The 26,456-nt window shown below is 69.2% G+C and carries 26 protein-coding genes and 2 pseudogenes; 7 read left to right on the top strand and 21 right to left on the bottom strand.

Annotated features, from left to right (window positions below; genetic code table 11):
- The first annotated feature begins 14 nt into the window (after positions 1-14).
- Together K6U06_RS05765 and K6U06_RS05760 are read left to right on the top strand one after the other, a co-directional pair.
- Positions 15-344 (top strand): type II toxin-antitoxin system RelE/ParE family toxin, encoded by a 330-nt coding sequence (locus tag K6U06_RS05765; protein ID WP_262320958.1) that lies wholly within the window; start codon positions 15-17, stop codon positions 342-344.
- Positions 345-355: 11 nt separating this feature from the next.
- Entirely contained in the window at positions 356-676 is a 321-nt protein-coding gene (locus K6U06_RS05760) for a helix-turn-helix domain-containing protein (RefSeq protein ID WP_262320957.1), read from the top strand.
- Between the two features lie 120 nt (positions 677-796).
- On the opposite strand, the gene K6U06_RS05755 is transcribed toward K6U06_RS05760, so the two are convergent.
- The 8 genes from K6U06_RS05755 to K6U06_RS05720 all read right to left on the bottom strand — a co-directional run bounded on the left by K6U06_RS05755 (position 797) and on the right by K6U06_RS05720 (position 9,626).
- Positions 797-2,302, bottom strand: coding sequence for an ATP-binding protein (locus K6U06_RS05755; RefSeq protein ID WP_410050995.1), 1,506 nt, complete (start codon positions 2,300-2,302; stop codon positions 797-799).
- Between the two features lie 125 nt (positions 2,303-2,427).
- The gene (locus tag K6U06_RS05750; RefSeq protein WP_262320955.1) at positions 2,428-3,882 is read right to left on the bottom strand and encodes an SCO6880 family protein; all 1,455 of its coding nucleotides are present in this window, start codon (positions 3,880-3,882) and stop codon (positions 2,428-2,430) included.
- Between the two features lie 11 nt (positions 3,883-3,893).
- The gene (locus K6U06_RS05745) at positions 3,894-5,177 is read right to left on the bottom strand and encodes a hypothetical protein (protein ID WP_262320954.1); all 1,284 of its coding nucleotides are present in this window, start codon (positions 5,175-5,177) and stop codon (positions 3,894-3,896) included.
- Positions 5,178-5,210: 33 nt separating this feature from the next.
- Positions 5,211-6,032, bottom strand: a complete 822-nt coding sequence (locus K6U06_RS05740) for a hypothetical protein (RefSeq protein WP_262320953.1) — start codon at positions 6,030-6,032, stop codon at positions 5,211-5,213.
- 2 nt (positions 6,033-6,034) lie between these two features.
- Positions 6,035-6,334 carry a DUF6112 family protein gene (locus K6U06_RS05735; RefSeq protein ID WP_262320952.1) on the bottom strand — a complete coding sequence of 100 codons (300 nt, stop codon included), beginning with the start codon at positions 6,332-6,334 and terminating at the stop codon, positions 6,035-6,037.
- 79 nt (positions 6,335-6,413) lie between these two features.
- Entirely contained in the window at positions 6,414-7,505 is a 1,092-nt protein-coding gene (locus K6U06_RS05730; RefSeq protein WP_262320951.1) for a C40 family peptidase, read from the bottom strand.
- A 347-nt stretch (positions 7,506-7,852) separates the two neighbouring features.
- Positions 7,853-8,905 carry an AAA family ATPase gene (locus K6U06_RS05725; protein ID WP_262320950.1) on the bottom strand — a complete coding sequence of 351 codons (1,053 nt, stop codon included), beginning with the start codon at positions 8,903-8,905 and terminating at the stop codon, positions 7,853-7,855.
- Between the two features lie 151 nt (positions 8,906-9,056).
- Positions 9,057-9,626: a hypothetical protein gene (locus tag K6U06_RS05720; protein WP_262320949.1), complete on the bottom strand. Its 570-nt coding sequence runs from the start codon at positions 9,624-9,626 to the stop codon at positions 9,057-9,059.
- Positions 9,627-10,185: 559 nt separating this feature from the next.
- Between K6U06_RS05720 and K6U06_RS05715 the strand changes: the two genes are divergently transcribed.
- Both K6U06_RS05715 and cutA read left to right on the top strand, forming a co-directional pair.
- On the top strand, positions 10,186-10,797 hold the full coding sequence (locus tag K6U06_RS05715; RefSeq protein ID WP_262320948.1) for a helix-turn-helix transcriptional regulator: 612 nt from the start codon (positions 10,186-10,188) through the stop codon (positions 10,795-10,797).
- Entirely contained in the window at positions 10,794-11,132 is a 339-nt protein-coding gene (cutA, locus tag K6U06_RS05710; RefSeq protein WP_262320947.1) for a divalent-cation tolerance protein CutA, read from the top strand. The genes K6U06_RS05715 and cutA overlap by 4 nt, the downstream gene beginning before the upstream one ends.
- A 49-nt stretch (positions 11,133-11,181) precedes the next feature.
- Here the strand turns inward: cutA and K6U06_RS24625 are convergent.
- Together K6U06_RS24625 and K6U06_RS05705 are read right to left on the bottom strand one after the other, a co-directional pair.
- A pseudogene (locus tag K6U06_RS24625) lies at positions 11,182-11,329 on the bottom strand (haloacid dehalogenase); the annotation flags it as partial.
- A gap of 266 nt (positions 11,330-11,595) precedes the next feature.
- A complete protein-coding gene (locus tag K6U06_RS05705) occupies positions 11,596-12,777 on the bottom strand; it encodes a UvrD-helicase domain-containing protein (protein ID WP_262320946.1) in 1,182 nt (393 codons plus the stop codon).
- A 152-nt stretch (positions 12,778-12,929) separates the two neighbouring features.
- Between K6U06_RS05705 and K6U06_RS05700 the strand changes: the two genes are divergently transcribed.
- Both K6U06_RS05700 and K6U06_RS05695 read left to right on the top strand, forming a co-directional pair.
- Positions 12,930-13,574, top strand: coding sequence for a hypothetical protein (locus tag K6U06_RS05700; protein WP_262320945.1), 645 nt, complete (start codon positions 12,930-12,932; stop codon positions 13,572-13,574).
- 84 nt (positions 13,575-13,658) lie between these two features.
- Positions 13,659-14,207 carry a hypothetical protein gene (locus K6U06_RS05695; protein ID WP_262320944.1) on the top strand — a complete coding sequence of 183 codons (549 nt, stop codon included), beginning with the start codon at positions 13,659-13,661 and terminating at the stop codon, positions 14,205-14,207.
- Positions 14,208-14,698: 491 nt separating this feature from the next.
- Here K6U06_RS05695 and K6U06_RS05690 read toward each other — a convergent pair whose 3' ends face one another.
- From K6U06_RS05690 to K6U06_RS05640, 11 genes and pseudogenes are all read right to left on the bottom strand, one after another.
- Positions 14,699-15,250 (bottom strand): DUF6262 family protein, encoded by a 552-nt coding sequence (locus tag K6U06_RS05690; RefSeq protein ID WP_262320943.1) that lies wholly within the window; start codon positions 15,248-15,250, stop codon positions 14,699-14,701.
- On the bottom strand, positions 15,247-17,205 hold the full coding sequence (locus tag K6U06_RS05685) for a tyrosine-type recombinase/integrase (RefSeq protein WP_262320942.1): 1,959 nt from the start codon (positions 17,203-17,205) through the stop codon (positions 15,247-15,249). The genes K6U06_RS05690 and K6U06_RS05685 overlap by 4 nt, the downstream gene beginning before the upstream one ends.
- Positions 17,175-17,816: a hypothetical protein gene (locus K6U06_RS05680; RefSeq protein ID WP_262320941.1), complete on the bottom strand. Its 642-nt coding sequence runs from the start codon at positions 17,814-17,816 to the stop codon at positions 17,175-17,177. Before K6U06_RS05680 ends, K6U06_RS05685 begins: the two co-directional genes overlap by 31 nt.
- Complete coding sequence (locus K6U06_RS05675; RefSeq protein WP_262320940.1) at positions 17,813-18,700, bottom strand: tyrosine-type recombinase/integrase; 888 nt, start codon at positions 18,698-18,700, stop codon at positions 17,813-17,815. Before K6U06_RS05675 ends, K6U06_RS05680 begins: the two co-directional genes overlap by 4 nt.
- Complete coding sequence (locus tag K6U06_RS05670) at positions 18,661-18,957, bottom strand: hypothetical protein (protein ID WP_262320939.1); 297 nt, start codon at positions 18,955-18,957, stop codon at positions 18,661-18,663. Before K6U06_RS05670 ends, K6U06_RS05675 begins: the two co-directional genes overlap by 40 nt.
- A 266-nt stretch (positions 18,958-19,223) precedes the next feature.
- Positions 19,224-19,634: pseudogene (locus K6U06_RS05665) on the bottom strand (plasmid pRiA4b ORF-3 family protein); the annotation flags it as partial.
- A gap of 26 nt (positions 19,635-19,660) precedes the next feature.
- Entirely contained in the window at positions 19,661-20,518 is an 858-nt protein-coding gene (locus K6U06_RS05660) for an AAA family ATPase (RefSeq protein WP_262320938.1), read from the bottom strand.
- A complete protein-coding gene (locus K6U06_RS05655) occupies positions 20,515-20,910 on the bottom strand; it encodes a hypothetical protein (protein WP_262320937.1) in 396 nt (131 codons plus the stop codon). Before K6U06_RS05655 ends, K6U06_RS05660 begins: the two co-directional genes overlap by 4 nt.
- Positions 20,907-21,404 carry a hypothetical protein gene (locus K6U06_RS05650; RefSeq protein ID WP_262320936.1) on the bottom strand — a complete coding sequence of 166 codons (498 nt, stop codon included), beginning with the start codon at positions 21,402-21,404 and terminating at the stop codon, positions 20,907-20,909. Before K6U06_RS05650 ends, K6U06_RS05655 begins: the two co-directional genes overlap by 4 nt.
- On the bottom strand, positions 21,401-21,697 hold the full coding sequence (locus K6U06_RS05645) for a hypothetical protein (protein ID WP_262320935.1): 297 nt from the start codon (positions 21,695-21,697) through the stop codon (positions 21,401-21,403). Before K6U06_RS05645 ends, K6U06_RS05650 begins: the two co-directional genes overlap by 4 nt.
- Before the next feature lie 104 nt (positions 21,698-21,801).
- Positions 21,802-22,275, bottom strand: coding sequence for a hypothetical protein (locus tag K6U06_RS05640; RefSeq protein WP_262320934.1), 474 nt, complete (start codon positions 22,273-22,275; stop codon positions 21,802-21,804).
- A 295-nt stretch (positions 22,276-22,570) separates the two neighbouring features.
- On the opposite strand from K6U06_RS05640, the gene mobF reads away from it, so the two are divergent.
- Positions 22,571-26,221 (top strand): MobF family relaxase, encoded by a 3,651-nt coding sequence (gene mobF, locus K6U06_RS05635; protein ID WP_262320933.1) that lies wholly within the window; start codon positions 22,571-22,573, stop codon positions 26,219-26,221.
- Positions 26,222-26,456 lie beyond the last annotated feature (235 nt).

Here is a 26,456-nt window from a genome sequence, read left to right as displayed (position 1 = left end):
GATATCCTGCTCGTGTGGATGCAGTCGAGGTGGAGGTCCACGACGAGGTGGTCGCCTGGCTCCTCGGTCTCCAAGACAGCCAGCGGGACCGAGTTGTCGTGGTGATCGACAGGCTCGCGACGCTCGGCCCCGCCGCCCGTATGCCGCTCTCCCGCAGCCTCGGTGGCGGTCTGTTCGAGCTTCGCTTCACGCTCGGACAGACCGCCAGGCGCATCACCTACCGGTTCACCAGCGACGGGCGGACCGTGCTGCTGACAACCTTCCGCAGGCAGCGCAACAACGAGCGGACAGAAATCACCCGAGCACGCATGACCGCCGACGAGTGTGCCCGGAGATACCCGTGAAAGGAAACGACATGGCCAACTACTCCCGCTGGGAAGACGTCAAGAAGCGCCGGCCGGCGCCCACCCCCGAGGCGCGGGCAACAGTCGAGCAGGACCTCGCCCTCGGCCAGCTCATCTACGACCTGCGCACCCAGGCCGGGCTGAGCCAGCGGGCGCTCGCAGAACGCATGGGCACCACCCAGTCGGTGATCTCCCGGCTCGAAGAAGGAGGAGGAGCCAACAACCGGCTCGACACCCTCGCCCGAGTCGCCGCCTCGCTCGGCCGACACCTGGTCATCTCCTTCCCCGAGGAATCCCCGGCCACGATCCCAGACGGGGTGCAAGTCGCCTGACCTCCCTACCGGTCAACCCTTCGGGACCCGTCGGGTGTTCTCCGCGATGGCGAAGACGGCCATCGCCAGCCCCAGGCCGAAGGTAGGGTGCACGCGTCGCCGTTGCGGTCGGGTTCGAGGTCATGGCGGTGGCCGGCGGATCATCCTGGCGTTGGTGTCGAAGAGGGCCAGCTCGGCGGGGGTGCAGTCGTGTCTGACGACGAAGGCGCGTTCGCCGATCCGCCACAGCCCTTCGCCACGGTCGAGGTCGGGGAGCTGGTCGATCTCGGTGCGCGACAGGCCGATAGCCGCACCGGTCTTCTCTGCCTCGCCGCGCTCCTGCGCGTAGATGATCCGGGTCGAGCAGTCAGCGAGGAGTCCGAGCGCGAGGTTACGGGCGCCCGAGCCGGCGTCGCCGACCGCGTCGAGGTCGGAAAGCCGGTGGATTATCATCAAGTTGGCGATCCCCAACGCCCGTGACAGTTTCCACTGCGACTGCATGCGCGCGAGTAGCGCCGGGGCGCGCATCAGCCGCCACGCCTCGTCGTAGATCACCCAGCGTTGACCGCCGGCCGGGTCGGCCAGGGCGGCTTCCATCCACGCCGACGCGCAGGTCATCACCAGAGCGATCAGCGCATCGGAGCCGGAGATGTGTGACAGGTCAAGGCTGACCATCGGCAGGTCCGGGTCGAAGCCGACCGTGGAAGGCCCGTCGAACAGGCCGGCGAGGTCCCCGAACACGAGACGGCCGAGCCCGTGACCGGCCTGGCGGCCGTCGTCGCGGAGCTGCTCGACGGTCGAGCCCAAATGGGCGCCGGCCGGGTCGAGGAGCCTTCCGACGACCAGCGGCAAGGTCGGTATCTCCCCCCGGCCTTCCGCGCCGGCGACACTGTGATCCAAAGCCGCCCCCAACGCGGTGTGCTCGACGGGCAGCAGCGCCCTTCCGAGCGATTGCTCGGTCAACGAGACCAGCAGAGCGAGGCGGCGCTGGCGGACGGCGGTGCGCCACTCGCCATCGGCGATCCCCGCCGGCCGAGGGCCTTCGTCCAGCGGGTTCAGCCGGTTGCCGGTGCCGAGCTCGATAGCGGTACCGCCGACCGCCTTGGCCACCACCGTCCACTCGCCTTTGGGGTCGCCCGGCACGTACACCCGCCGCCCGAACGCGATCGACCGGGTGGCCAGGCTCTTGGCGAGCGTGGACTTCCCCCGGCCGATCACCCCGGCCAGCGTCGCGTTCGGGTTCGTTACCTCCCCGCGCTCGTAGAGCACCCAAGGGTCGTAGACGAACGCCGCGCCCGACCACGAGTCGCGGCCGATCAGGGTCCCTTCCGAGCCGAGCCCGGCCTCGGCCAGGAACGGGTACGCGACCGACAGCACCTCGGAGGTTGCCCGGTGAGCTTCGATCTTCAGGCGCCGCCAGGCGCGCAGCGACTGCCGCCCCGCCTCGCCCGACGCCGGCAGGTAGCTCGCCTCCCGCCTGGCCTGCTGCTCGGCGTCAGCCGCGGCCTTGCGTTCGCCCATCAGCGCTCGGCGCGAGTCGGCCTCGGCCGTCCGTGCCGCTTTGATCCGGGCCGTGCGTTCTTTGCGGGTCGTCCCGGCCGGGGTGAACCCCGCGGAGCCCAGCACGCGTCCTTTACCAGCGGGCAGGACCGGGGCCGGCGAAGCCGGTGCCTCGGTCGGCACACGGGCGGGGTCGTGGCAGGTCTGCTCGGCGTCGAAGTCCGCCCACAACTCCGGGGTGCCGGCGGCGGGCTTGTGGCGGCGGCGGCCGATCACAGGGTGCTCCTTCCCAGCGGCAACGCCGCGTTGAACCCTTGCGACTGTCGGCCCCACAACACCCGGGTCTCGCATCCCGCCTGGCTGGCGGCCCGCTCGACCTGGCGGGCCGCGGCCTCCATCTCCTCCTCGGTCTCGGCGGTGACGACGACCAGGCCGGTGAAGTCCACGTCCGCGTGACCGGAGATGAGCGCACGTTCGCGGGCTACCACGTCGTCGTACTCCTGCTGATCCGACAGGTCGGCTATCTGGCCGACCTTCGCCTTTTGGTGAGCATCCGCGATCATCTCGGTCTTCTCCCGCCGTATCTGGCGAAGCGCGTCGGTGGTGGACTTCGGGCGGGCGACCAGTGAGAACGTCTTGCGCACACCGGGCGTGAAGATCAGGGCGTGCAGGAAATGGGCGGGCACCTCGATGCGGGGCCACTCGCTGATCCACAACACGGTGGACCAGCCCGAATCGTGGCGCATCCGGTCCCACTGCTCCGAGACCGCCAGAGGACCGGCGTGAACCAGGTTCGCACCCGGCGCGGACGGCTGGAACTCGCCGCCCAAGGCCGGGTCGTAGGCCTGGCGGACGATGTGCGCGATCGCGGTCTCGTCCATCCACCCGGCGACGGCCAGCTCGGCGGAACGCAACCCGAACTCCAGCGCCGCCATGTCCCCGGCGAGTACCCGTGCCGCCCCGCCGACCCCACCCCCTGCCGCCTTGACCTGACGTGCAGCCTTCCTCATGTCGAGAGACACGGTGATGGTCGTGCGATGGGTTGACGCCCCGGCGGCGTTGCCGGCCAGCAGCGTCTCGTACTGCTCCTCCGCCCACCCCCCTCTGTGCGCCCCGCGCTCGTCGTACCACTCGGATATACCGCGGCCGGAGTCGGGGATGGTGGACTCGGTGATCTGGATGCCGGCGCAGGTCCCCGAGGAGGCCAAACCGGCCAGCACCCTGCCCCACGCCGCCACCCTGCCCCGCTGGGCGTCGGGGCCGAGCAGCAGGTACGCCGGGTGCGACACCGACAGAACCGCGGAGAGCGTCGCCCGGTGCGGGTCGTGCACCATGCACACCCCGGTCGCGGGATCGGCGAACATTCGCAGCGCCGCCGCGTCGCCCGGCAACGCCAACGTCCCCGCCGGGCGGGGCCGGTCGATCTTCGCCCGGTACTCGGTCTGCCCGCCCACCTTCCGCCCGGCGAACGCCACGACGGGCGGCACCCATTCCACCGCGTGCTGGCCGCCCACCCGGAAGAACGCGACCGCCAGGAACGGTCCGGCGAGCACAACACCGACGAGCAGGCCGGCCCCGCCCATCCCCGACAGCAACCCGGCCAGTACCACCAGCACGGCGACGCCTAGGGCGCCGAGCCGCCAGGCGGAGAAACCGAGCAGCACCCCGCGGGTGGAACGCCGGGCGAAGCGTGCCGTGGCCGGACCGGACGAATCGACAGTAGGCATGCTGTCTCCTTTCACGAGGTGCTGGCCATCGGCGCCGCTGGAGGCGGACTCGGCGGCTTCCGGCTCGCCCCGGCCGATCCGCCGCCCGAAGGCTGGGGAGGTCTCGCACCGACACCGGCCGGGGCGGGAGGATCGTCCGGCGGGCGCGGAGCACCCGGCCTCGACGCCCCGGCGGGTGGCGGGCCGGGGGACGCGGAGGGGCCCCTTGTGGTGGCATGGCCGGTGTTCACCTGGCCCACAGCCGCGTCCTTGGCCTTCTTGGCACCCTCAGCGGCCGCCCCCGCCGCAACTCCCCCCGCACCGGCCAACCCAGCTTTGCTCGCTGTCCCGTTCCCAGGAGCCGTGTACGGGCGGCCCTGGCCGCCCGAGCTTTTGATCCCGAAACTATTCGCCGTCGAGCGGATCTTCTGCGGCGCGGCGACCGCGCTGGCCGCCGCGCCAGTAGCGGCGCCGCTGTGAGAGTGGATCGTGTGGAACGCCTCCCCGGTGAAGTGCACGAACTTCACCGCCATCCACGGCGCCAAGCCCGCGACGGTCAGGATCAGAAGGCCTGCCATCAACTGCGTCAACTGTTGGGTCGCCGAGTCGCCGGTCGAGCCGAGGTTGTTCATCAGCACCCCCAACCCGACCACGAACACGATGACCAGCACGATCTTCGATGCGATCAACGCGACGGTGTACTCGATCCACTTCCGCACCCACCCGGCGGTGACGTCCGACAAGCTCCCGGCGAACGCGACCGGCGCGAACACCGCAGTGAGGATCAGCAGCACTTTGCGGACCATCAGGGCCAGCCACACCAGGACCGTCGCCGCGCACGTGAACAGCGCCGCGAGCAGCAGTGTCGCAGGACCGTACGAAGTCGCGGACAGGGTGGCGAACTTGTGGCCGACAGACTGCCAGTCAGAGGTGCCCAACCCGACCTGCATGATCCCCTTCGAGATGGCGTCGGCCGCCTGGAGCAGGATCTCGGTCACTCCCACCGCCGCGCCACCCGCGACGAACGCCACCAGCAGACCACGCAAGGCGCGGCCCATGCCACCCATGTCTCGGCGCAGCGCGGAGGCGATCACCTGGATCACAAACAGCCCCGCCCCGATGGCAACGGCCAAGGTCACGGTGATCCCCAGGTATGTTCCCCAGCCCGCCCCGCCGATCTGCACCGCGGTCGCCTGATCCAGTTGGCCCCACAGCCACGACGTGGCGTGCTGGGCCGTATGAGCGAAATCGTTGGCGATCTCGCCGAACGCGTCCCCCGCCGCCGCCTTCGCCGCGCTGCCGACCGCGCCACTCACACAGCCGAACGGGTCGCTCCAGCCGCACGACATCTAGCTGGCCTTCCAGGCCAGGACCTCGCCCGCGCCGAAGTTCGGGTGGTGCAGCGCGGAGCCGACCAGCAACTGGAACGTGAAGTGTCGGTCCGTCGTGTGACCGCCGGAGCGGACGGCCAGGACGCCTGACACGTCGAGGATGCTCATCAACTGGTCCGGCGCCTGGTAACCCGCCGCGATGGCCTGCGCCCACTGCGGATCCTCGCTCGCGGCCATCGAAACGACATGCCACACCACCCCGTCCTTCGCGTCGGCGGCCCACTGGGCTCGCGACGGCATCGGGGACCGCCCCCCTCCGGGCAGGCCAGGCACGAATAGCGAGGCGTAGAGGGTGCTGTCTGCCGCCGCGGCGGGCAGCCCAGGGAGCATCGACGCCGCGGCCTCGGCCTCGGTCCATTCGCCCAGCTCCTGGCGGGTCTCGTGCGCGAAGTGGATGTCGAGAAGCCGGGGCACGAACGCGTAGGCGAAGTTCTCGGCATTGACGGTCTGCGTGTCCGACAGCGCCGGCATGGAGGGGGAGTAGAGCGGAGCAGGAGGTTTCACGGCTTCGAGCGCCTTCACCTGGTTCTCGGGCACCTGTGAGCCCGGTGACGGCGGGGGAACCGATATGTAGGTCGGGTGGTACTTCGGGTCCACCGTGCCCGGCGGGAGGGACGTGCCCGGCGATGCGGGCACCGTCGTCGCCGAGGGCACCGGGCCCCTCCCATTGGACTCGGAGGAGCTGCTAGCGGCGAGCCCGACGAGCACCACGACGGCCACGAGACCCGCCGCGGTCGAGAGCACCGCACGGCGGTGGAATGCCCACAGGTCCCCCAGCACGGCTACAGCCCCGACCCGACGTTGAAGAAGAAGTTGATCAGCACCATGGCACCGCCGCAGAGCACCGCGGCCACCGCCGCTACCAGCACGCCGGTCTTTCCACGTGACGAGAGCTGCGGGTTCGAGGAGTGGTTCCCTACCGCCCAGGTGATCGCGGCGAGCAGCAGCCCGGCGACCGCAGCGATCACGCCGATCGTGATCAGCGCGCCGACGATCTTCGACAGGGCGGGGATGCCCGGCAGGCCGGTACCGTTCGGGGTGATGTTCACCCCGGTAGCGCCGGGAAAACCAGTAGGAAACATGGCATGGGCTCCTTGCCTCGAAAGGGGTCTCTACCTGAAGGGAGCCGGGTGCCAGATACGGAGCACGACCCGCTCTGACTCATGCCGGCGGACGGCTCGGATCGACGATCGCGTCGAGGCCGCCCGAGGTGAAGGTCTTCCACGACTGGACCGCGACCCCGTACTGCTGGTCGATCGCCGAGAGCACCAGCGAGTCGCCCAGGTAGATGCCGACATGGCCGGGCAGACCCGGCCCGGGCGGGTCGGAACCGGGGACCAGCACCAGGTCGCCCGGCGCGATCTGCGAGGCGGGAACCTTTCGGCCCTCCTGCTCCTGGGTGACCGTGTAATGCACGAGCGTCACCCCAGCTTTCGCCCAGGCGGCCATCGTCAACCCGGAACAGTCGAACTGGTTCGGCCCGGCAGCCGCCCACACGTAGGCGTCGCCGAGCTTCGAGATGGCGTAGTCGATAGCGGTCTTCGCTTTGTTCGGGGTGCCGGCAGGCACCTGGTAGCCGACGGGAAGGCCGTGACGGCCAGCGGGACCTGCCACACCGCCGGTCGGGCCGGCGCCGCAGCCCGACGCGGTGAACACGCCGGTCACCGCCGAATAGACGCCCAAGGCCTTCGACCAGTTGACCTCGTAGTTCCCGCCGAGTTGCCCCGGCAGCGGGTTCAGCGGCGAGCTCGGCTCGCCCGCCCCCGACGCCTGCACCGCCTGCGCCGCCTGCCACAGGGGCAGCTTCTCCCAGCCGCGCACGGCGAGCAGCCGTTTCACGAACGCTCCGGCCGCGTAGGCAGGATCGAGAATCTGGCTGTCCGTCCCCCATGCCGGCGGGGTCTGCTGGAACAACCCGACCGCCCCGCCCATCCCGCCTGGATCGTCGTTCAGCCCGGACTCGGTGATCGCGGTCATCAACGCGATCTGCGCGACCCGCGGGTTCTCCCCCGACAGGGTGTCCGACACCGACACGATCTTGACGGCGTTCGACATCTCCGGGGCCGACCACGACCCCGACGCACCCGCAGCCGCGCTCTGGCACATCGATTGATCGAGCGCCGTCAAGATCGCGTCGGCGCTCGCGGCCGACACGGCCGAGGAAGACCCCGACGCGGCGGCCAGCACGACCAGACCCAACACCAGACCGGCCGCCGCGACAGCAGCGCCCAGCGGAAGCAGTTTCTTCTCCACACCCGTAGGCGAGCGACGTGACAGTTAGGGAGCACTCCACACGGAAGAGACCCACGGGGGCCGGCAGGCGCAGCGCAGCGAGGCGGACAGCCAAATCTCAAAGTCTCAAAGTCTCAAGCCTCTCCCCTCGGGCACCGCGTTGAGATTTTGAGATTTTGAGAAAACGCAGGTCAGGGGGTGTATGGAAAATCTCAACGACCTCCCAGCCTTGAGACAATGACCGCACCTCCTGCTGTCTCATGCCGCTCCATGTGGGACGCGGCGAGAGTTCGAGACAATCGTCGGAGGGCGCGAAAACCGCCCCCGTCAAAGCGGGGGCGGCAAGGAGGGGCAGAGGCGAGAGGTTGTCAGTCGGGTCGGGGCCAACTCCAGCGTCCCGAACCGCCCCGGGTCGAGCGGACGATCCCAGCGTGCTCCGCTGCCCGGTACAACGTGGCGCGAGCGATGCCGTTCTCGGCGGCGTCGCGGATCACCTCGGCTGACTGCGCCTCCCACGCGTGAGTCGCCCCGTACAGGTCCAGCCACTCGGCCGCGGTCGCGAACTTCGTCGGGGCGGCCGCGGTGGCGGCGTGCAGCTCGTCTGCTGAGCGCGGGTCTGGCCGGTCGTCCCACACGACCCTGGCCACATCCAGGCCGGCCACCGGCTCGAGCCGATAGGCGAGGGTGGGCGCCTTGGTCGCCAGGTTGTTCTTCACGCAGGTGAACAGGCGGCGCTCGGGGACATCGGAGTCCGCGATCACCTGGAAGCCGGCGCGGGCCGCGCCGATGATCCCGATCGACCCGCCGCCCCGGTAGATAGCCGGACCGGACCCGCCCTTGTTCAGATGGCGGACCAGCACGATGGCCGCGCCGGTCGCGGCGGCGAGGTCCGACATGCGCGACAGCAGCACCCTCACCGACTGGTCCTTGTGCGAGTCAACCTGCGCGGACAGGTAGGCCATCAGCACGTCCACGATCACCAGCCGGGCGGCGAAGCTGCGGACCTGGCCGTGCAAGTAGGGGAGGTGGTCGGGGAACACGATCGGAACGGACCGCTCCCCGTCCTCGTCCCACACCACCGCCCGGTCCCACAGGCAGATGCGAGAGAGATCGGCGCCGGCCGCCATGAGCCGGGGGACGATCGTGTCTGCGGCGTCGTCCTCCGCGGAGAGCAACACCACCCGTCCCCCACCCCCTCCTTGTTGGCCGTCTGGCCACTCGGCGCCCGAGCTGCACCTCGCAGCCAGGTCGTAGACGAGAGTGGACTTCCCCACCGCCGGGTCCCCCTCGACCACCGTCAGCTTGCCGAACGGGATGCGATCCGGCCACAGCCAACGAACCGGCTCCCGCTCTACTTCCGCGAGCAGACGAGCCCCCGGGCCTGGTCGGCCGGGCTCACTTTGAGGTATCAGGTCGCTCATCGATCTCCTCGGCAGAAGAAGTGCTCGCGGGCCGTCGCGGAGTGCCGGCACCACGCGTCCACCCAAGGGGTGAGGGGTGACGGTTAGGGAGACCGGCGGCGCTTTCTCGCTACAGGCGGTGGGCGCGGGTCCGCTATCGCTACCGGCTCGCTCAACCAGCTATCCCCAGCACGGCACGCGAACGGCCGATCACGTCCAGGTCGGCGAGAGTGTCGGGCTGGCAGGCCAGATGGGCTCGGACCCACCCGACCACACACGTACGGTCCGGCAGCGGGCCCCTCGCCGGGTCGCACTGCATGAGCGCCCACGCCCACGACGACACCCTGGCGAGCGACGAGGGGGCACACCGATACCAGGCCGGCAAGTAGCCGAGGCTTGATGGAGTACCGATCGTCAGCCTGCGCAAGGCGGACATCTGCCCGCTGCTCATGCCCGGCAGCAGGGGGGCGATATCCGCCGGCCACCACTTCTTGCGGGCCGTCTCGACCGCCTGCCCGGCCATCCGGGACAGGTACGCCTCCGCGGGGACGCCCAGCCGACAGCAACGCAGATGGACCAGGCACCATGCCGCGACAACCAACTCCCGGCCCCCCGGCGACGGGTGACACCGCCTCGGTAGCCGGCCGGTCAGATCAGCCAACTGGCCCGACACCAGACGCATCAGGCTCTCCTCGCACACCGCGGAGCCCCACTCGATCGGCCTCCCGACCGGCTTCCTCATTGGAGGACCGCGTCGGTCGCGTTCCAAAAGAGCGTTACCTCGCGCGCTGGCCTCAACCTGCGCCAACTGGACCTTTCCGGCCTGGTAGGCGGGTATGTGAGCGACGATTGCCAGCGCCGCCTGGTACGGGTCACCCGTCGCAAGGTGCTGGAGGGCCCAGCTCAGCCCGAGCTGGAAGGACGGGTGGGAACGAACTTCGTCCAGATGGTCCCCCATGATGGACCGGGCGGCACGTATCGAGGTGACCCCAGCGATGGACGCAGGCGGGTGGGAGCCGAGGATTTCGGTGACGAGGCTCATGCGCGAGTCAGGGGGCGGCTCGCCTGAGATCCCGTCAGGACCGCGGAACTCGACGAGATGGTCATCTGCTACGACCTCCTGTGTTTGGGCGAGGTAGGCACGGCGCTCCTTCGGTGAGGAGGCGATAGAGGAGGAGTCAGAGGTGGCTTCCGTTCGGGACCATGGCGTCCTATGCTGAGGCCACATAAGTCCTTTCCTCTAAGTCCTACCGGACCATAGTGACCTATGTCAAGGACCATAGCGTCCCACAGGGAACCCCATGCTGATCGCGGAAGTCATTAGACGTCAACGAGAATCACTTGGATGGAGCCAGGACGACCTAGCCAAGGCAGTTGGAGTCAGCGGGCGGCAAGTGCGCCGCTGGGAGGCGGGCGACGTCGAGCCCGGCTTCCAAATCGCGGTCGCCCTCGCCAAGGCGCTGCAGATCACGCTCGAAGAACTGGCCGGGGAAGACACGCACCGAGCCGACATGACGGGCGACTGGTGGGCGTGCTGGCAAACCTGGAAGGACGGCCAGGAAGTCATCAATCCCCACCAGGTCCACATACGCCAGCACGGCGACCTAGCCGAAATCGTCGCTGTTACCCGGGGCACGACGCTGGAAGAAGGTGGCTACCTCTGGCGGGGCGAGCTGCGTCTTTGGGACAACGAGATCCTCATGGGCTGGTACGCGGCTTCCGAGGCTGCCGTCCGTTCCAAGGGTGTCATGTTCCTCGTCCTCCATCAGCACGGCATCCACGCCACCGGCCGATGGGTCGGTCTGTCCTACGACGGCCCGCTCGTCACCGGCTGGGCCGCTCTGGCGCGCAGCGAAGAAGGAGTCCTCGCCGTCATGGACGATCTCAAGGCACAAGGAGGTCCAACATCATGACCGACATCGTCGAAGTCATCGTCACCGCGGACAACCCCGACTGGCTCCAAGGCTTCAGCCGCAAGCTGGTGGAGGAACGCTTGGTCGCCTGCGGTCAGCACATCACCCCAATACGCTCGATCTACCGATGGGAGGGGGCACTTCACGACGATCCTGAGGTTCGAGTCGCTTACCACACCCGGGCCAACCTCGTCCCTGCCCTCATCGACAGAATCAAGCAGGAGCACCCCTACGACGTCCCTTGCATTCTGGCTGTACCGATAGTCGATGCAAATCCCGACTACGCCAACTGGGTCCGGAAGGAGACCAGCCCAGATGCTCCCAGCACCCCATGAGCGCCACGCCGGGCGGACTGCCGGCCGTCGAGTCTGAGCGCAAGCCAGCATAGCCGCGGCCGGACGCGATCACCCCCTCAGAACACGGCGGGGAACGTGTGGCGTGCACCCCTGAGCCAGTCCGCCCACGTCCCGTGCTCTCGGCTCTCGTCAGCGAGCACGTCGCCGACATCGAACACGACAGCCTTGACAGTCACCGCCCGCCGAGTCTAACGGGCGAGGCGCGCTCCGAGACCTCCGAGGCCGGTGCCGGGAAGCTCGTCGAGGAGCGGTTGCTGCGATTCCCCCTGCCATGCGGCTCGTGCGGCGCGGGCCTCCGGAGACACAGCGCGGACCCTCACCGGCTGGCCGCCTCTTCCTTGCCGGATCGCCGGGCTGCACCATTCGGGTCGGAAGTTCCGGGCGCCGCCGGTCTTGTCCTCCCGGTAGACGGTGAGGCTGCCATCGCGGGCTACCGACTGGATCACGTAGACACCGCGTTCCCCGGCAACGAGAACCGGATCACCCATGTGAAGCCCCCACCCTGCGAGATACTCAGCAGCGGGGTCGTCCACGACGGAGGGGACGGGAGGTGCCACAGGCTGGGCTGGCCCGCGACCGCCAGCGCCGCTGTCCTCCAGGTGCACCGCCGGCGCCGGGGCGTGTTCCGGGGTCGCTGGAGGACGGAGGGGGACGACGAGGGACGGGGGGACTCCGCGATGGCCTCGACGGCTGGGGTGTGCTCTCGACCTACGGTCCAGCCTCCGGGGTTGGCCAGTGCAGCGAGATGGTCGTGGATCCATCCGAGCCCGCCTGTGTCGAGCACGAGCTTTGCCCGGGGGACCGCCACGTAGGCGAGCATGGCGTCCTCTCTTGGGATCGGCAGCGGCTGGCCGGTCACCTTGTCGAGCGGTTCACGGAAGTCGGAACCGATACGCACCCGGTCCCATTCGAGCCCCTTGCTCTTGTGCGCGGTCGAGACTCGTAGCTCGGCCCGGTCGGCGGGGACGGTGCCGTTGATCGCCCGGATCACCTCCGACGGACCGTAGCGTTCGATCATCTGCACAGCTACGGCGAGGTCGCTACCGCCGGGGTCGTTCTCCGCGTAGTCCACCACCTCCTGCCAGGTGTTGAACGCAACCAGCTCGGGGTGGGCGGCGGCCCGGCCGTCCTGCATCCGTTCGGCTGCCTGGGCCAGGGCGAGCATCTCCTTCCCGTCGCCGACGAGATGCACTCTCACGCCTTTGTCGTGGGCGTCGAGGAGTTGCTGGATGGTGCCGCCGTTGGAGCGACACAGCACGGAGTCCGGTTGGTCGAGCGGGCCGAGGGTCGAATCGAGGTTGGGGTTGCCTACGACGCGAAGCTCGGTGCCGACGACACCGAGCCAGGTGTTCGCCTCCTCCGCTACGGCGGCCCCGAACCGCCAGGACTGGGTAAGCCGCAGACGGTGGTGGGCGTCCACGCGGGCGAGGAAGTCGCCGGCGCCGCGCCACCCGTAGATGGCCTGGGCGGAGTCGCCGACCGCGATCAACTGCGCGTGATGTTGGGATTCGACGACGCCGGCGATGCAGGGGTCCGCGTCCTGAGCCTCGTCGACTTCACTTCTCGGAGCGGGACACTCAAGCGTAGTTCTGCTGCAGGCGGCCGTTTCCTCTGTGGCGTACATGTCGGAGACGGGACGTTCGCTACCCATGGCGAGGCGAGCTGGCAGGCGCGGAGATTGGCTGGTTCGGCCGCGCCGAGAGCATGAGGAGAGCTGCGCCGGGAGGGGGGTCCACCGTTCTGCGGTGGAGCGTCGGCGATGATGAGGGGATGGCTATGCCGATCGCCCCCATTGACGTCAGCCCTGAGACCGAGTCCGGCTACGAGGAGGTCCGACTGCAGCTGCGCGAACGGTTTGCAGCCTGGTCCACCGCCTCCGGCGCCATCCTTGCTCCCGATGTCGGGGAGGAACTGCTCCATTACAAGTGGGGCTATCTCGACCGGCACCTGACCCGTTGGACCCGATCCGATCTGGACGCCGTGTTCCTGGAGATGTACCCGGCCAAGATGATCGTCGACGACGGCGAACTGGACCAGGTTCTCGTTGAGGCAGCGACGTTCGTCCGCTTCTTGGCCGACACCGGCCTGCTGGACCCTGCGAGCGAGGATCCCGAGGTCCTCTACGACCACCTCGAACAGATCGGGCCCCGCTTCCACCTCCACATGGCCGACGCGGTCCGCTACAGCATGGGCAAACGTGTGCTGATGGAGGCCACCGCCCGGGGTGTCCGCCTCGATGACTGGGAGGCGATGCAGGACTTCATCCAGGCTTTCAACGCATCCCCCCTCGCCGAACGGGAGGCCGTGTTGGGCCCCCCAGCCCGCCCCGTGCCGGCCAAGGGTGGGACCGGGAGGTTCACACCCCCCGGGACGCCGCCCCGGCGCAAGCCGAGCAACCGTCATCGGCCTCGTCGCCGATAGACGCACGCCGTCAAGGCCCGATCTCGCTGGCGACCACGCTGGGCCATCCCCGGTCCGCGCTCGATCAGGTCGTATCGTCGGGAGGTGGTCACAACGCAGACGATCGGCTGCCCCATTGATCGGGAACCCGCCCGCCGGGAGGCGACGCCCGGCTACTTCCAGGCGCTGAGCGATCTCGACGAGGACGAGGTTCGCCTCGCCCTCGGTCACTTTAGGCACTGGACTGTCCACCGTTTCGGCTCCGACAGCGACTACCTTCTCGATCGGCTCAACGCCCGGCACGGCGAGCTGCACGGCTTGATCGAGGGTTGCGGCTGGAGTGAAGGGGTCATCGTGTTCGCCGCCGGTGAGCTGTTCGACACCGAGGTGGACTGCGGGGACCGATGGGGCCTGGAACCGATGAGCAAGTTGCGCCGGGCTCAGCGGTGGACGGTCCCCTTCGAGTTGCACCGCCACGGTACCCGGGTGTGCTCGTCGACTCCGCAGCTGAACTGCGACCTGTTGAACCTCGCCACCCACTACGGCGGGGTCGTGGTGGCCAGGGCAATGGCTTACAGCGGCGAGCCCGGCCAGCAGTTGGCGGCATGGCAGGCGGACGCCGATGGGGTCAGCGTCATCGACATCACTGCCTGAACGTTCGGCACCCGCCGGCGCCACCGGGCCGGGCCGGCGGGCGATATGGCGAGACGGACTCGACGACAGCATCGTCGGAGTCGGGCCACGCCCATGTCATCGGTCCGCCTGCCTGCACGGGTGCGCTCGGTGGAGCGCCGGCCGAGGGGCCTCGCTATGGTCGTGACCTCGTGGTCACGAGAACTCCTCATCGATCCGGCCTGTCGGGATCGTCGATCCAGTCGCGGTCGATCTCGTCTTCGAAGACTCCGATCGGGAACCCGGCGGGTGTGTGGTCGACGACGAACATCCGGTGGCCGCACCACTCAACCCAGCCGAGGCCACGGCCATCGTCGCAAGAGCCCGGGACGGGGCCGATGGCACGGGCCTGCCTGCCATGGCGGTGACACCGGCGGCTCACCCTGCTGGCCTCCAGGTGCCACGACCATAAGCGGGGGTGATCACGGAGCCGTCCTTGCCGGGCCGTCGGGGAACAGTGTCGTGACGCGCTGCTAGGTGAGCCGGGAAACGTTTGCTCGGGCGCCGTCGAGCTTGCGGTGCAGGTCGTCGCGGTCTCGCAGGAACTGGTTCCGCTCGTAGCGAAGGTGCTCGTTGTCTTGGCGGAGCCGGTCCCGGTCCTCTTGGATCCATGTGCCGTTCGGTTCTCGCAGCTGCCCGAGCAGGTCGCCCACCAGTTGGTGCTGCGTGCCAAGCTCGCGGCGCAAGTGGCGCACCTGGTCCTCGGCGTTGAGGGCTCGTTCCTGCCATGCCGCTTGTTGTTGGGCGGTCAGCTTCTCGTCCCGGTCGCCGGCGAGGGCCTGGGTCCTTGACTGCGCCGCGGTGATCATGGTGTCCGCATCATGGTTCTCGTAGGTGAACGAACGTGACACCCCGGCCAGGCGGGCCACCCCCGCACGAGTGACGGGAACGCCGGTGCGACCCACCGCCTTGACGGCCTTGCCGACCGCGGTCACCTTGATGGCCGTGTCTCGCCGGCGGGCGTCGATGGCCTGGCGCGGCGCCGGTCTCCCCTCCGCTTCGGGCGTGGCCGCGACATCGGTCATGATGCGACCGCCCCCTCTTCGCCGTCGCCGCCGTCGACAGGGCTCCCAGGGGCCTCTGCTGCCGGTTGTGCGGCGCCGAGGTGGACCAGGTCATCGGCCCGCCAGCCCTGTCTCCAGACGGGGTCGAAGAAGTCTTGGTGGGGACTGCGCAAGTCGAGCTCCCTGGCCTGGTCGAGCAGGCCCAACGCCAGCAGGGCTTTCTCCAGTCCGGCGAGAGCCTGCGAGCTCTTCTCGAACGCCCCGTAGATGTAGTCGCGTGCGGTCGGGTCCGGGGCGCCCTCGGCCATCGCCGCCCATCGCTGCTCCTGGCGCCTCCAGTAGCCGTAGTCGGCCCCGGTCAACACGAAATGCTCGCAGGAGTGGCACTGGCGATCGAAGGGACAGTCGTGGCCGCCCACCACCGGCTTGAAGGTGCACAGGCCGTGTTCGGTGGGCACCGCGGCCAGGTCGATCATCAGCTGCTCGGCGGTGGTCGTCTCCGCCGCGGTCGGGGTCAGCACCACCTGGCCCGGGTTGTGGTTGCCGGGCCCGGTGACCCACACCTGTTGCAGGAACGGCTCCACCTGGGAGCCGGCGATGAGGACGTAGGAGTCGCTCATCCGCTCCGATACGTGGCCCAGGACCCGTTTGACATGGGCCATGCTGGCCCCCGCGTTGACCAACCTGGTGGCCAGGGTGTGGCGGGCTTGGTGGGTGGTGTGCCCCGGCAGGCGCATCTGGTCGGATTCGAGCCACGCCTTGAACGCCACCGTGAACGACTGGGTCGACACCGACCGCTCGAAGCTCGGGTTCGCTATCCGGCTGGGGAACAGCGCGATCGTCCTCCGCTGGCCGGCGGTCAGCTCCACCCCGTGCTTGAGCCGGAACTTCTCCTCGGTCTTGGCCTGGCGGGCCACGATCACGTCGTAGACGTCGCGGGGGACCTGGGTGGCGTAGTCGAGCTTGCCGACCTTGGTCATGTCCACCCACATCCAGGTCCGGCCCAGATGCTCGCTCACGCAGTCGAAGCGCAGCCCGATCACCTCGCTGATCCGACGCCCGCATCTGACCTGGATCGACCACATGTCGGCCAGGCCGCCGTCGTTGGGGTCCATGGCCGCCAGCAGGGCGATGTTGGCCGGGTCGCTCACCTCCCGCAGCACCGCGTCGCTGAACGGCCGTGGGTTCTTGAACGACACCGCCCCGCCGGCGGGGACGGCCACGATGAACTCCCGGGGCAGCCCGGCCGCCTCGGCGGCGGCGGTCTCCATGGCCCAACGCAACACCCGGCGCAGGGCGTTCATGTACAACGCGTAGGTGGTGGTCGTGGCCGGCGACGGTGACCCGTCGACGTTGAACACCCCCAGCACCGGCTCGTGACCCGCCACCCGGGCGGTGAAATCGGCCACGAATTCTCTGGCCGTCGCCTCGCTCAGCGCGGCCGGCCTCTCCCCCCGGTAGGGGTCTCGATCGGACAGGTAGGCGCTCAAGCACACCAGCGAACGGCGGGCCTGCTCGAAGGTTCCCGCCCGGCGGGGACGCCTCGGGCCGTCCAACGTCGCGGCCAGGTAGTCCCAGGCCAGCTCGCGCAGCCAGGGCTGGGTGATCGCGGTCAGGTCGAACGGGGAACGGCGGTCCGCGAACCGGAACCCCCAATAGTTGGTGTCGATGTAGCCCAACCGGCGGGTGTCGGCCCGGTTGCGATGCACGGCCTGGACGTCTTTGAGCATCTCTCGCACGATGCGGTTCACCGCGGCGGGCTGGGGGGTCCACCCCCCGGCGTCGAGGTCCAAGTCGAGCAGCGAGGCCGCCCCCGCCGACAGGCAGGAGCGGACCAATGTCCGCAGGCACATCGGGAACCATCTCGCCGGTGCCCGGCTCTTGGTATGCGCCCACAGCCCGTAGCGGATCTCGGCCGCCAGCAGCGGCGACAGGCCAACCAGGGTCACCGCCCCCGGCGACAGGCGGTCTCGCACGACCGCCAGCCACCGCTCCCATTCGGCCCCGTCAGGACAGCCGACGCGTCGCCACGCGATGCGATGCGATGCGCGGGGCACAACGGCGGCGCCAGCTCGGCCCGGCCCGCACAGGCCTCCACCGCGCACGCCCCCGCACCGGGCAGACGATCCTGGCGGGCGGCCCAGGCCGACTCGTCCCAACCGTCCCCGGCGACCCCCAGCGCACGCCGGCGCGACGTCGAATGGCGGAGGCACAGGCCGTCGCGGCCGGCGTCACGGTCAGGACAGAACCGACAGGCCGGCCGCCGGGCCCGGGGCGCCGGCCTGGCCCGGTCGGGCAACGCGAGAGCCCCGGCCCTCCACGCCGCCTCGCCCATCCCCGCCCGCAGCACATCCCGCCGCTCGAGCCCGTGAGGCGTGCACCACCCCGCCATCCGGGTGACGTGGCCGAGGCAGCCTTCGACGCCGCAGCCGTAGCCGTAGATGGGGTCGTCGATGTCGAACACCAGGGGCTCGGCGCGGAACCGAGGAGCGAAGTTCTCGCCGTCGATCAGCGCCCGGAACCGGTCCAGCGGGGCCAGCCGCACCAGGTCGTCGACCGAGGCGACCGGGCGCAACAACGCGCTCACAGCTGCTCTCCCCAGACCTGTCGAAGCGCGGCCTCCAACGTGGGGGTCCCGGCCAGGTGGGCGTAGGTTTCCTCCACCGTCTGCGAGCTGGCCCAGCCCCCCTCGTCCGCGACGGCCTTGATGTTCCCGCCGGTCGCCTCGGCCAGCGCCGTCGCCCACGAGTGGCGGAACGCGTGCGGCCTGATACGACCCAGACCGGCCCGCCGACCGGCCCGCTCGATCATCTGGAGCGCCCCGTGCGTGCTCAGCGGCACCCCCGCCCGCTCACCGCCCAGCTGCACCAGCACCAGATCGGTCTGGGCCAGCGCCCGCAAACGGTGGTAGTCCTCCGCCAGGTACTCGTGGTAGGTGGTGACCATCGCCGGGCTCGCCCGCCGCACGATCCCACCGGTGACCACACCGTCGACCACCGCCGCCGGGAATCCCCGCTTGGCCGCGGCCCTGTTGGGGTTGACCCGCTTCACCACATGCACGTGCGGCGCCCTACGCTCCCCGCAGCGATGATCGCTGCGCAAATGCAGATCGCAAAACCACAACCCGCACAGCTCCCCGATCCGCATGCCCGAGTCGGCCAACCAGGTCACGATCATCCGGTCCCGAGCCGTTCCCACCGCCTCGAGCATCGCCTCCCGTGTCCCGTCCGGGAGCATCCGCGGGTGTCGGCGCGCCACCGCTCCTCGTGACAGCGGGTTCGAGGTCATCGACGTCGCCAGGTGGCCCAACACGGAGCGGTCCCGGTCCCGGGCGGTGACCGAGCGGGTGGCCGACAGCGCTGCGCGCAACGGGGCGTTGACGTTCTCACGAGCGGTCACATCGAGGTAGTAGCCCTTGAGGCACGCCGCTCTCACCCCCTGGGCGCTGTCGCTGAGGGGCCTGTCCCCCACGGTGACCCCCACGGCCCGGCCTGCTCTGTGCCGCACAGGGCCATGTACCGCCGGAGATCATCGACGCCGACGACGTCCTCCCGGTAGCCGTTGACGGCCAGCCAGCGAAGGTGGTCGACCAGATGGTAGGCGTACGTCCGCTGCGTTCCCTCCCCGTAGGGTGCCAGGAACTTGTCGGCGCGACGGTGAACCGAGCCGGTGACGCCATCAAGCACCAGGTACGAGCGCCACCCGTCCCCGTGATTGACGACCTGCACCCGAAGATCGTCTGACGCCGTTGAGCCCATGGCTATCGCTGTCTAGCCCATCGAGGCCCGCCCGCCAGGGATGCCCGCCAGGGATGCCCGCCAGGGATGCTCGCCGACCCCACGACGCCCGATCAGCGCCAACTCTCAGGATCGTCACACGCCGGGCGCCACCGCGAAGTCCGGTGGCTCCCCACCCGACGCCGCCCACGCGTACCTTCGCCGGAGCGCCTCGACGAGTAATGGAATCGACGAGTACTGACCGCCGCGGTCGAGGTTCAGACTCGTGACGCGCTGCGGCGCCGGGGCGCGGCAGCCAGCGCCCGATTGACGCCATCCAGATCGAAGCGGTCGGGTTCGAACTCGCTCCCCGCCCACTCCAACAGGCTGTCGTGCTCCTCAGGGTCCGGATCGGCGACGGCGGCCAGGAACTCCTCGTAACCCCAGATCCCCCCACAGTCTTCGGGCGGGCAGGCCCGCTCCCCTCCGATGCAAGTGGGGTACGTCTGCCCCTCCTGCGCCACGAGAACATCCTCCACCTTGATGTCGTGCTCCCACCCGTCCCCGAAGTCGTACTCGTACACGAACCGGGAACCCTTGGCGGCAACACGGTCCAGCCTGGCCCGACGCTCGTCCCTGGGCGCCGGGCCCCAACCCGCACCGTCATCGACGCCATAGGAGACGCCTCCGACGTCGAACTGAAGTACCCATTACCTCAACGTAGCCACCACCGGACAACCATCGGTGGACCCGACACCGCGGAGCGCACCTGTCCGCTGCCAGAATCTCTCGGCTCGACGTCGCCCAGCGACAGGGCCGCCCCGTTCGCCACGGTTGGCCCGGTCGGCGTCGGCGACACTCCCCGCCCAGACGTACGCCACACGCCTTCCGGGAGCACCAAACCGACAACGACGACGCTCGGAGGCCGAGAAGAAAAGTCGTAGAGGATCACGTCCCAACCGGTGAGGGCCGGCCCCGAGAGCGCCCACTGTTTGAGGTACACGTCATGGGAAGGCTTCAGCTTCCCTCTCGGCCCGGCGGTCAGGTCCTGCCACGCCCGGGCCGCGTACGGCAGCAGGTAGCCGGCGATGTGCCGCCCCTCGGCCTCGGAGAGCCCTTCGGGCGCCCGGAAGTGGCCGACGGTTATGTCAGGCGAGTCGGACCGGCAGAAGCGGGCGACCATCCCCAGCGCCATCGACGCCAACGTCGGTTCCTTGAAGAACCGGTCGGCGTCCAACCCGAGCGGTCTGGTGATGCCGAGGACCCGGGCGTTGTCGCGGCCGGTCATGCGAGGCCCGTTCAGCCTGTCGCGCATCGGCTTGCCGAACTCGGCGTACGCGAGGGCGTGAGCCGTCTTGGCGGTCACGTTCGACGGGAAGGAGCTTTCCGCTTCGCGCTGGATCGCCTTGTTGAACGCCAGGTACAGCATCCGGGTCTTCGGTCGGGTGGCGGCGACCATCCGCAACGTCGAGGTCTTCCCCGAACCTGCCGCGGCGGATATCGCGACGGTTCCTCCCGTGCCAGAAGCGTCGAGGATCGCCTGCTGCTCCGGAGTGGGCTTCAGCGCAGTCACCGCCCGGCCTCCTCCTCGATCTGGTCGCGGAGGAAGAGGGTGCCGAGGTATCGGGCGGCTATCTGGAGAGCATCGGACAGCGCGTCGGCGTGGTCGGCGGCAAAGCAGGCGGCGAGAGGTGCGATACCGCCGCGGCCGGCGTCGCAGCCGTCGATGCCTCGGGTGCGGGCCAGGTAACGGAGGCGACGGTCGAGCTGCTGGAACGCCTGCGGCAGCCGGCTGGCAGCAATGTGCAACTCCATGACTACCCGGTAGATCACCGCCGGGTCAGGTGTGGACTCGGAATGCATGGACAGGTGGTTGATCGCCCGGATCGACTCGGCTACTCGTTGCGCGTGCTCGGTGATGCTGAGCCCGTCGAAAACCGGCGTGGCGCCCTGGGCGGATGTCATCGCAGCGAGAGGTAGGGCCGGACGCCGGCGACTTCCGGCGTCGAAGATAGATCCCGACCCTCCCCGCCGGTCGATGCCAGGTAGCGGGAATGGGCTGCACGCATCGAGGGCGTGAACCTTGCCAGGTGACGGAACGACACCTCGGGTAAGGCGGTGCGGACAAGCAGCCTGTCATCGGCGAGGACTGCCACATCGAACTGTACGAGCCGGTTGAGGGTCCGGTTGATCGGGCTGTTCCGCCCGACGGGCGCGCCCACCCCGTGGGCGGCGGCGCACTCTGCGAGGTCGAGATCTAGGCCGGCGCGTTGGGCGGCGAAGCGGATCCCGAGGTGGCGGACAAGGGCGATGCTGGTCGGGCCGATCACGGGCAGCCAGAACGTCTCGACATACGCGGAACGCAGATTGTGGCCGACGGCGGCCCTCGGTTCGACCCGGACCGTCGAGCCAGATGTGAAGTCGACCAGGCGCGGCTGTCCAGACATGGGAGCGGTCACTGGGCCTCCTTGACTGCCCGGCGCAGGTCCGCCAGCGGCGTGCCAGTCATCTCCGCTGCAGCTTCCACGCCGAGGAGATCGACCAGACGCAACTCGGCCACGGTCAGGTCGTGGCGGGCGCCGATGATGGCGGCCTCCAGTTCGGCGAGCGTCTTGTCCCGCTTCTCCTCGGCCAACGCGAGGCGGGAGGCGTAGAGGGTGCGCTGGGCGAGCGCGTCGAGCAGCGCCGCTTGGTGCGCTCGGGCTTGGGTGAGCTGGTCGGCCGGGATGTTCCGGCGGGACGGGCGGGGCATCGCTACCTCCTAGGCGAACGTCGGGCTTCACCTAGAAGGAAGGCGGGGTGACAGTTACGGAGGCCCGGACCGCCCAGGCACCGCCGATGACCTGTCTGCCTTGCCTACCGTGTTGCGGTTGCGCCTCGCGGCTTTCTGGCTATGAGGGATAGCTCCTGGCGGGTGAACCCGGTCCGCCGCTGGAAGATCGTCGGGTCGCGCCACAGGTCCAGAGCTTCCCGGACAGCGCTCGCTAATCGCTCTCGTGCGTCGGCCTTGTCTTGCCGGGCGGCATCGATTCGCTCACCCCACAGGTCCTCGACGGCCAAGACCTTCTCCTGCTTGCGTATCCATACCTGCCGGCGGCGTAGGGCCTCTCGACTGACCCGGCCATCTGACGCACGGCCGGTCAGCCTGCGCCGTGCTTCGATGGCCTTGCGCTGGCGGGGCGTGATCCCGATCTCGCGCAAAAGCCGTGCGACGAGCCGGTCCCGGTGCTCCGCCAGATCGGCCACCTGGTCCTGCCACCAGTAGAACTCGCGCAAAGCGGCATCCAGACGCAGCAGGACCTCCTGCTCGCGCTCCACCAGCGCCTCCACCTTAAGCCTCGCCGCCTCGCAATCCCCCCCATCAGCCACGCCTGAACCCATACCACAGCGCTGCGACACCCACGCAGCCACACGCACCCCCTCCACGATCTCGCCCCTCCAGCCACAACCAACCCCTACCGGGGTCCAGACCGCTGGCATCCGAGGACAGCCGGTCAGCTATCTCGTGCCTGCCCGTTAGTTTCCTGCTATCTCGCTATCTCGCATATACGGATTTCCGTGAGTGTCACCCCGGCGGGGTTAGGGGTGAGGCCCCCGAGGTGGGGCCGCTGGAGGTGCCCACCGGGTGCTCACGATCCGCCGGCTGACGGCCGGCACGGGCTACAAGTATCTGATCTCCTCGATCGCCCGCGGTGACGGCGCGGCCGACCAGTCCTCCCCACTAACCCGCTATTACGAGCAGTCGGGCACACCGCCGGGCCGTTTCGCGGGAGGTGGGCTGGCGGCGTTGGGGCTCGATCACGGGCAGCAGGTAACCGACGAGCACCTCTACCGGATGCTGATGGAGGTAACCAACCCGGCCACAGGTGACCAGCTCGGCCGGCAGCGTCCCCCTCCGCTTCAATCCTCGTTGAAGGAGCGCGTAGAGGCGCGCCTCGCCCGGCTCCCAGCGGGAGAGCGGGAAGCGGCACGAGCCGACGCGGAACCCGCCGAGCGACGACGCACGCTGCGGGCGCCGGTCGCCGCGTTCGACCTCACATTCAGCCCGTCCAAGTCGGTGTCCGCCGCCTGGGCTCTGGCCGACGAGGGCACCAAAGCGGTCATCTACGACTGCCACATGCGGGCCATCGCCTACACCCTGGCCTACGCGGAGCGGAACTTACTTCACTCCCGTTCAGGCAAGAACGGCGTCGTCCAAGAGGACATCGAAGGCACCATCGCCGCCGCGTTCACGCACTACGACACCCGCTCAGGTGACCCGCAGCTGCACGACCACGTGGTCGTCTGGAACCGGGCGAAGTCCGTCTCCGACGGCGAGTGGCGGACATTGGACAGCCGCGGCCTGTTCAAGTCGGTCGTCACGATCAGCGAGATACACCAAGGCGTCCTGGCCGACATGCTCACCCAGGCGCTCGGTGTCGGCTGGGAGCCAGGCAGCAGTCGGCAAGGTATGCGCAAGCACGAGATGACCGGCGTTCCCGAGGCTCTCATACGGGAGTTCTCCCAGCGGCGGGACATGATCGAAGAGCACCGGGACCGGCTCGAGTCACAGTTCGTCGCCGAACACGGCCGCGAGCCGAGCAAAGTCGAAAGGATGCGCCTGAACCAGCAGGCGAACCTGGCGACACGCCAGGACAAGACCCATCGCAGCCTGGCCGACATGTCCGCCGAATGGCGAGAACGGGCCATGGACCACATCGGCGTGCGGCCGGAGGCGTGGGTGAGCACGCTGCGGAACCGCAACGACCTACCGCTGCTGCGAGCCGACGACCTGACCGACGAGATGCTCAGCGAGGTCGCCGAACTGGCGGTCGCCTGGCAGGCCGAACGGCGCGCCACGTTCAGCCGGGCGAACATCATGGCCGAGGCGGCCCGCCAGTTAGAGGGTCTGCGCTGCGCGTCGCCCGACGATCGGATGGCGATCATCGAACGGGCCACCGACCTCGCTTTGGGCGAGGTCGTACAGGTCACCGCCCCCGAGCTGCACCACACCCCACGGCGCTACCAGCGCCAGGACGGCACATCGCGGCTGCGCCCCGCCGGCCATCACCTCTACACGACCGAGAGCCTTCTCGACGCCGAACAGCGTCTCCTCACCGCCGGGCGGGACATCACAGCGGCGACTGTCCCCGTCGCCGCGGTCGCCGCCGTCGTGGAGCGGAACTTGCCCGACAAGGACTACACGATGAGCACCGATCAGGCGGTCGCGGTGGAGAAGATAGCCACCTCAGGTCGCCAGCTGGACGTTCTCGTCGGGCCGGCCGGGACCGGGAAGAGCACGACTATGGCGGGACTGCGGGCAGCGTGGGAATCCGAGCACGGGCACGGCAGCGTCGTCGGGCTCGCCCCCTCCGCATCCGCGGCGGAGGTGCTCGGCGACGAGCTTGGCATCGACACCGAGAACACGGCCAAATGGCTGCACGAGCACCGCCAAACCGGCAAGCGCGGCGAACAGTTGGCCGCTCTCCAGGCGAGGATCGACGCTATCCCGCACGACAAACCGGTTCCTGATGAGCTGCTGGAACAGGCGCGCCGGCTGCGCGACAGCATCAGCCGCTGGCAGCTCCGGCCCGGCCAGTTGGTCATCGTGGACGAAGCCTCCCTCGCCGGAACCTTCGCCCTGGACGAACTCACCGACGCCGCCGGCCGGGCCGGAGCAAAAGTCCTGCTGGTAGGCGACCCCTACCAGCTTTCGGCGGTGGACGCAGGAGGCATGTTTCGCACCCTCGCGCGCGACCGCGACGACATCGCCCCCGAACTCTCAGATGTCCGCCGGTTCGCCAACGGGTGGGAGAAGACCGCTTCGGTCGAGCTGCGAGTCGGGTCCGAAGCAGCCATCGACGCCTACGAGAAGCACGACCGGATCGAAGAAGGCGACCGCGAAACACTCCTCGACGCCCTCTATAAGGCATGGAAACAGGATGTGGAGGACGGTAAGCGCAGCTTGATGGTCGCTGCCGACTCGGCGACGGTCTCCGACCTGAACCGGCGTGCCAGGTCAGATCGGATAGCCGCCGGAAAGGTAGCAGAGCACGGTCTGGCGGTCGCCGACGGGCAGACCGCCGGGGTCGGCGACGAGGTGGTCACACGCCAAAACGACCGCAGGTTGGCGACCGCCAAGGGGTTCGTGAAGAACGGGGACCGCTGGACGGTCACAGCCACCAACGACGATGGGAGCATGGTCGTCCAGCGCGCCGGAGGTGGAGGATCGGTCGTGCTACCCGCCCACTACGTCGCAGAGCACGTCGAACTCGGCTACGCCACCACCGCCCACCGGGCGCAGGGACGCACCGTGGACACCGCGCACGCGATCATCTCGCCGACCACCACCCGCGAAGTCCTCTACGTCGCCGCCAGCCGCGGACGCGCCGGCAACTGGCTGTACGTGGACACCGCCTACGACCCCGACCCGCCAACCTCCCACGACGGGGTAGCCGAGCCCCAGACCGCCCACGAGGTGCTCGCAGGGGTGCTCGCCAACGAGGGTGTCGAGCAGTCGGCTACCGACACGATCCGCTCCTCCTGGGATGCCGCCGAGAGCATCGGGCAGCTCTCCGCCGAATACCTCACCTTGGCCCGCGAAGCACAACGCGAACGCTGGGACACCCTCATCGAACACGCCGGACTCGACGAAGACCACGTCGAGCAGGTCCGCGGAAGCGCAGCGTACGGCCCTCTCGTTCACGCCTTCACCCAAGCCGAAGCCCGCGGGATCGACCCCGAGACGGTCATTCCCCGCCTGGTCGCAGCCCGCGACCTGACCGACACCGACGACGTTGCCGCCGTCCTTCACGGTCGTCTCGACCGGTACGTCGAAGCCGCCGGATCGAAACGGCAGGCCACCGCAGACCTCATCGCCGGTCTCGTCCCACGCGCCAAAGGCGTCACCGACCCCGACATGGCCAAAGCCCTACACGAGCGTGACGAGGCGATGGAACGGCGGGCGGCTGCACTCGCGGAGCGGGCCGTCGAACGCAAACCACCGTGGGTGCGCCGACTCGGAAGCCCGCCCGACGATCCGGCCGCACGCGCCGCCTGGATACATCAGGTGCGAGTCGTCGCGGCCTACCGCGAACGGTGGAACCTGGCCGGAGCCGCGCCCGTCGACGAGCGGGACCGGGCGTCAAGCATCGAGCAGATCGGGCATCAGAAACGAGCGCAAGCCGCCGCCGAACGGGCACTGACGATCTCCCGACAGGTCAGGCAGCAGCATAGGCACCGCGAGCCCGAAGAGCTGACGGCTGCTGTCGAACAGTCGAAAGGAATTGAACTATGAGCATCCGCAAGCAGAAGCGGGAACTCGCACGCTGGGAGACGGCGACACGCCAGTGGGCCGCAGACGCCGGGCGTCGCCTCGCTGTCGACCTTCACCGCGGACACGAAGTGCCGATCCGGCCCTACACTGTCGGCGTCGTCCTCTGGGAGTCGCGACACGAGCAGGTGTGGGGCCAGCTACCCGCCAGGTGCTCCGAAGACACGCCCGTTGCAGTCCGGGGCGGCCATCCACGACG

The organism is Acidiferrimicrobium sp. IK (genome assembly GCF_025499425.1).
Lineage (GTDB): Bacteria > Actinomycetota > Acidimicrobiia > Acidimicrobiales > Palsa-688 > Acidiferrimicrobium.
The sequence above is the reverse complement of the archived record's forward strand: the minus strand, read 5'-3'. Positions and strand labels throughout refer to the sequence as shown.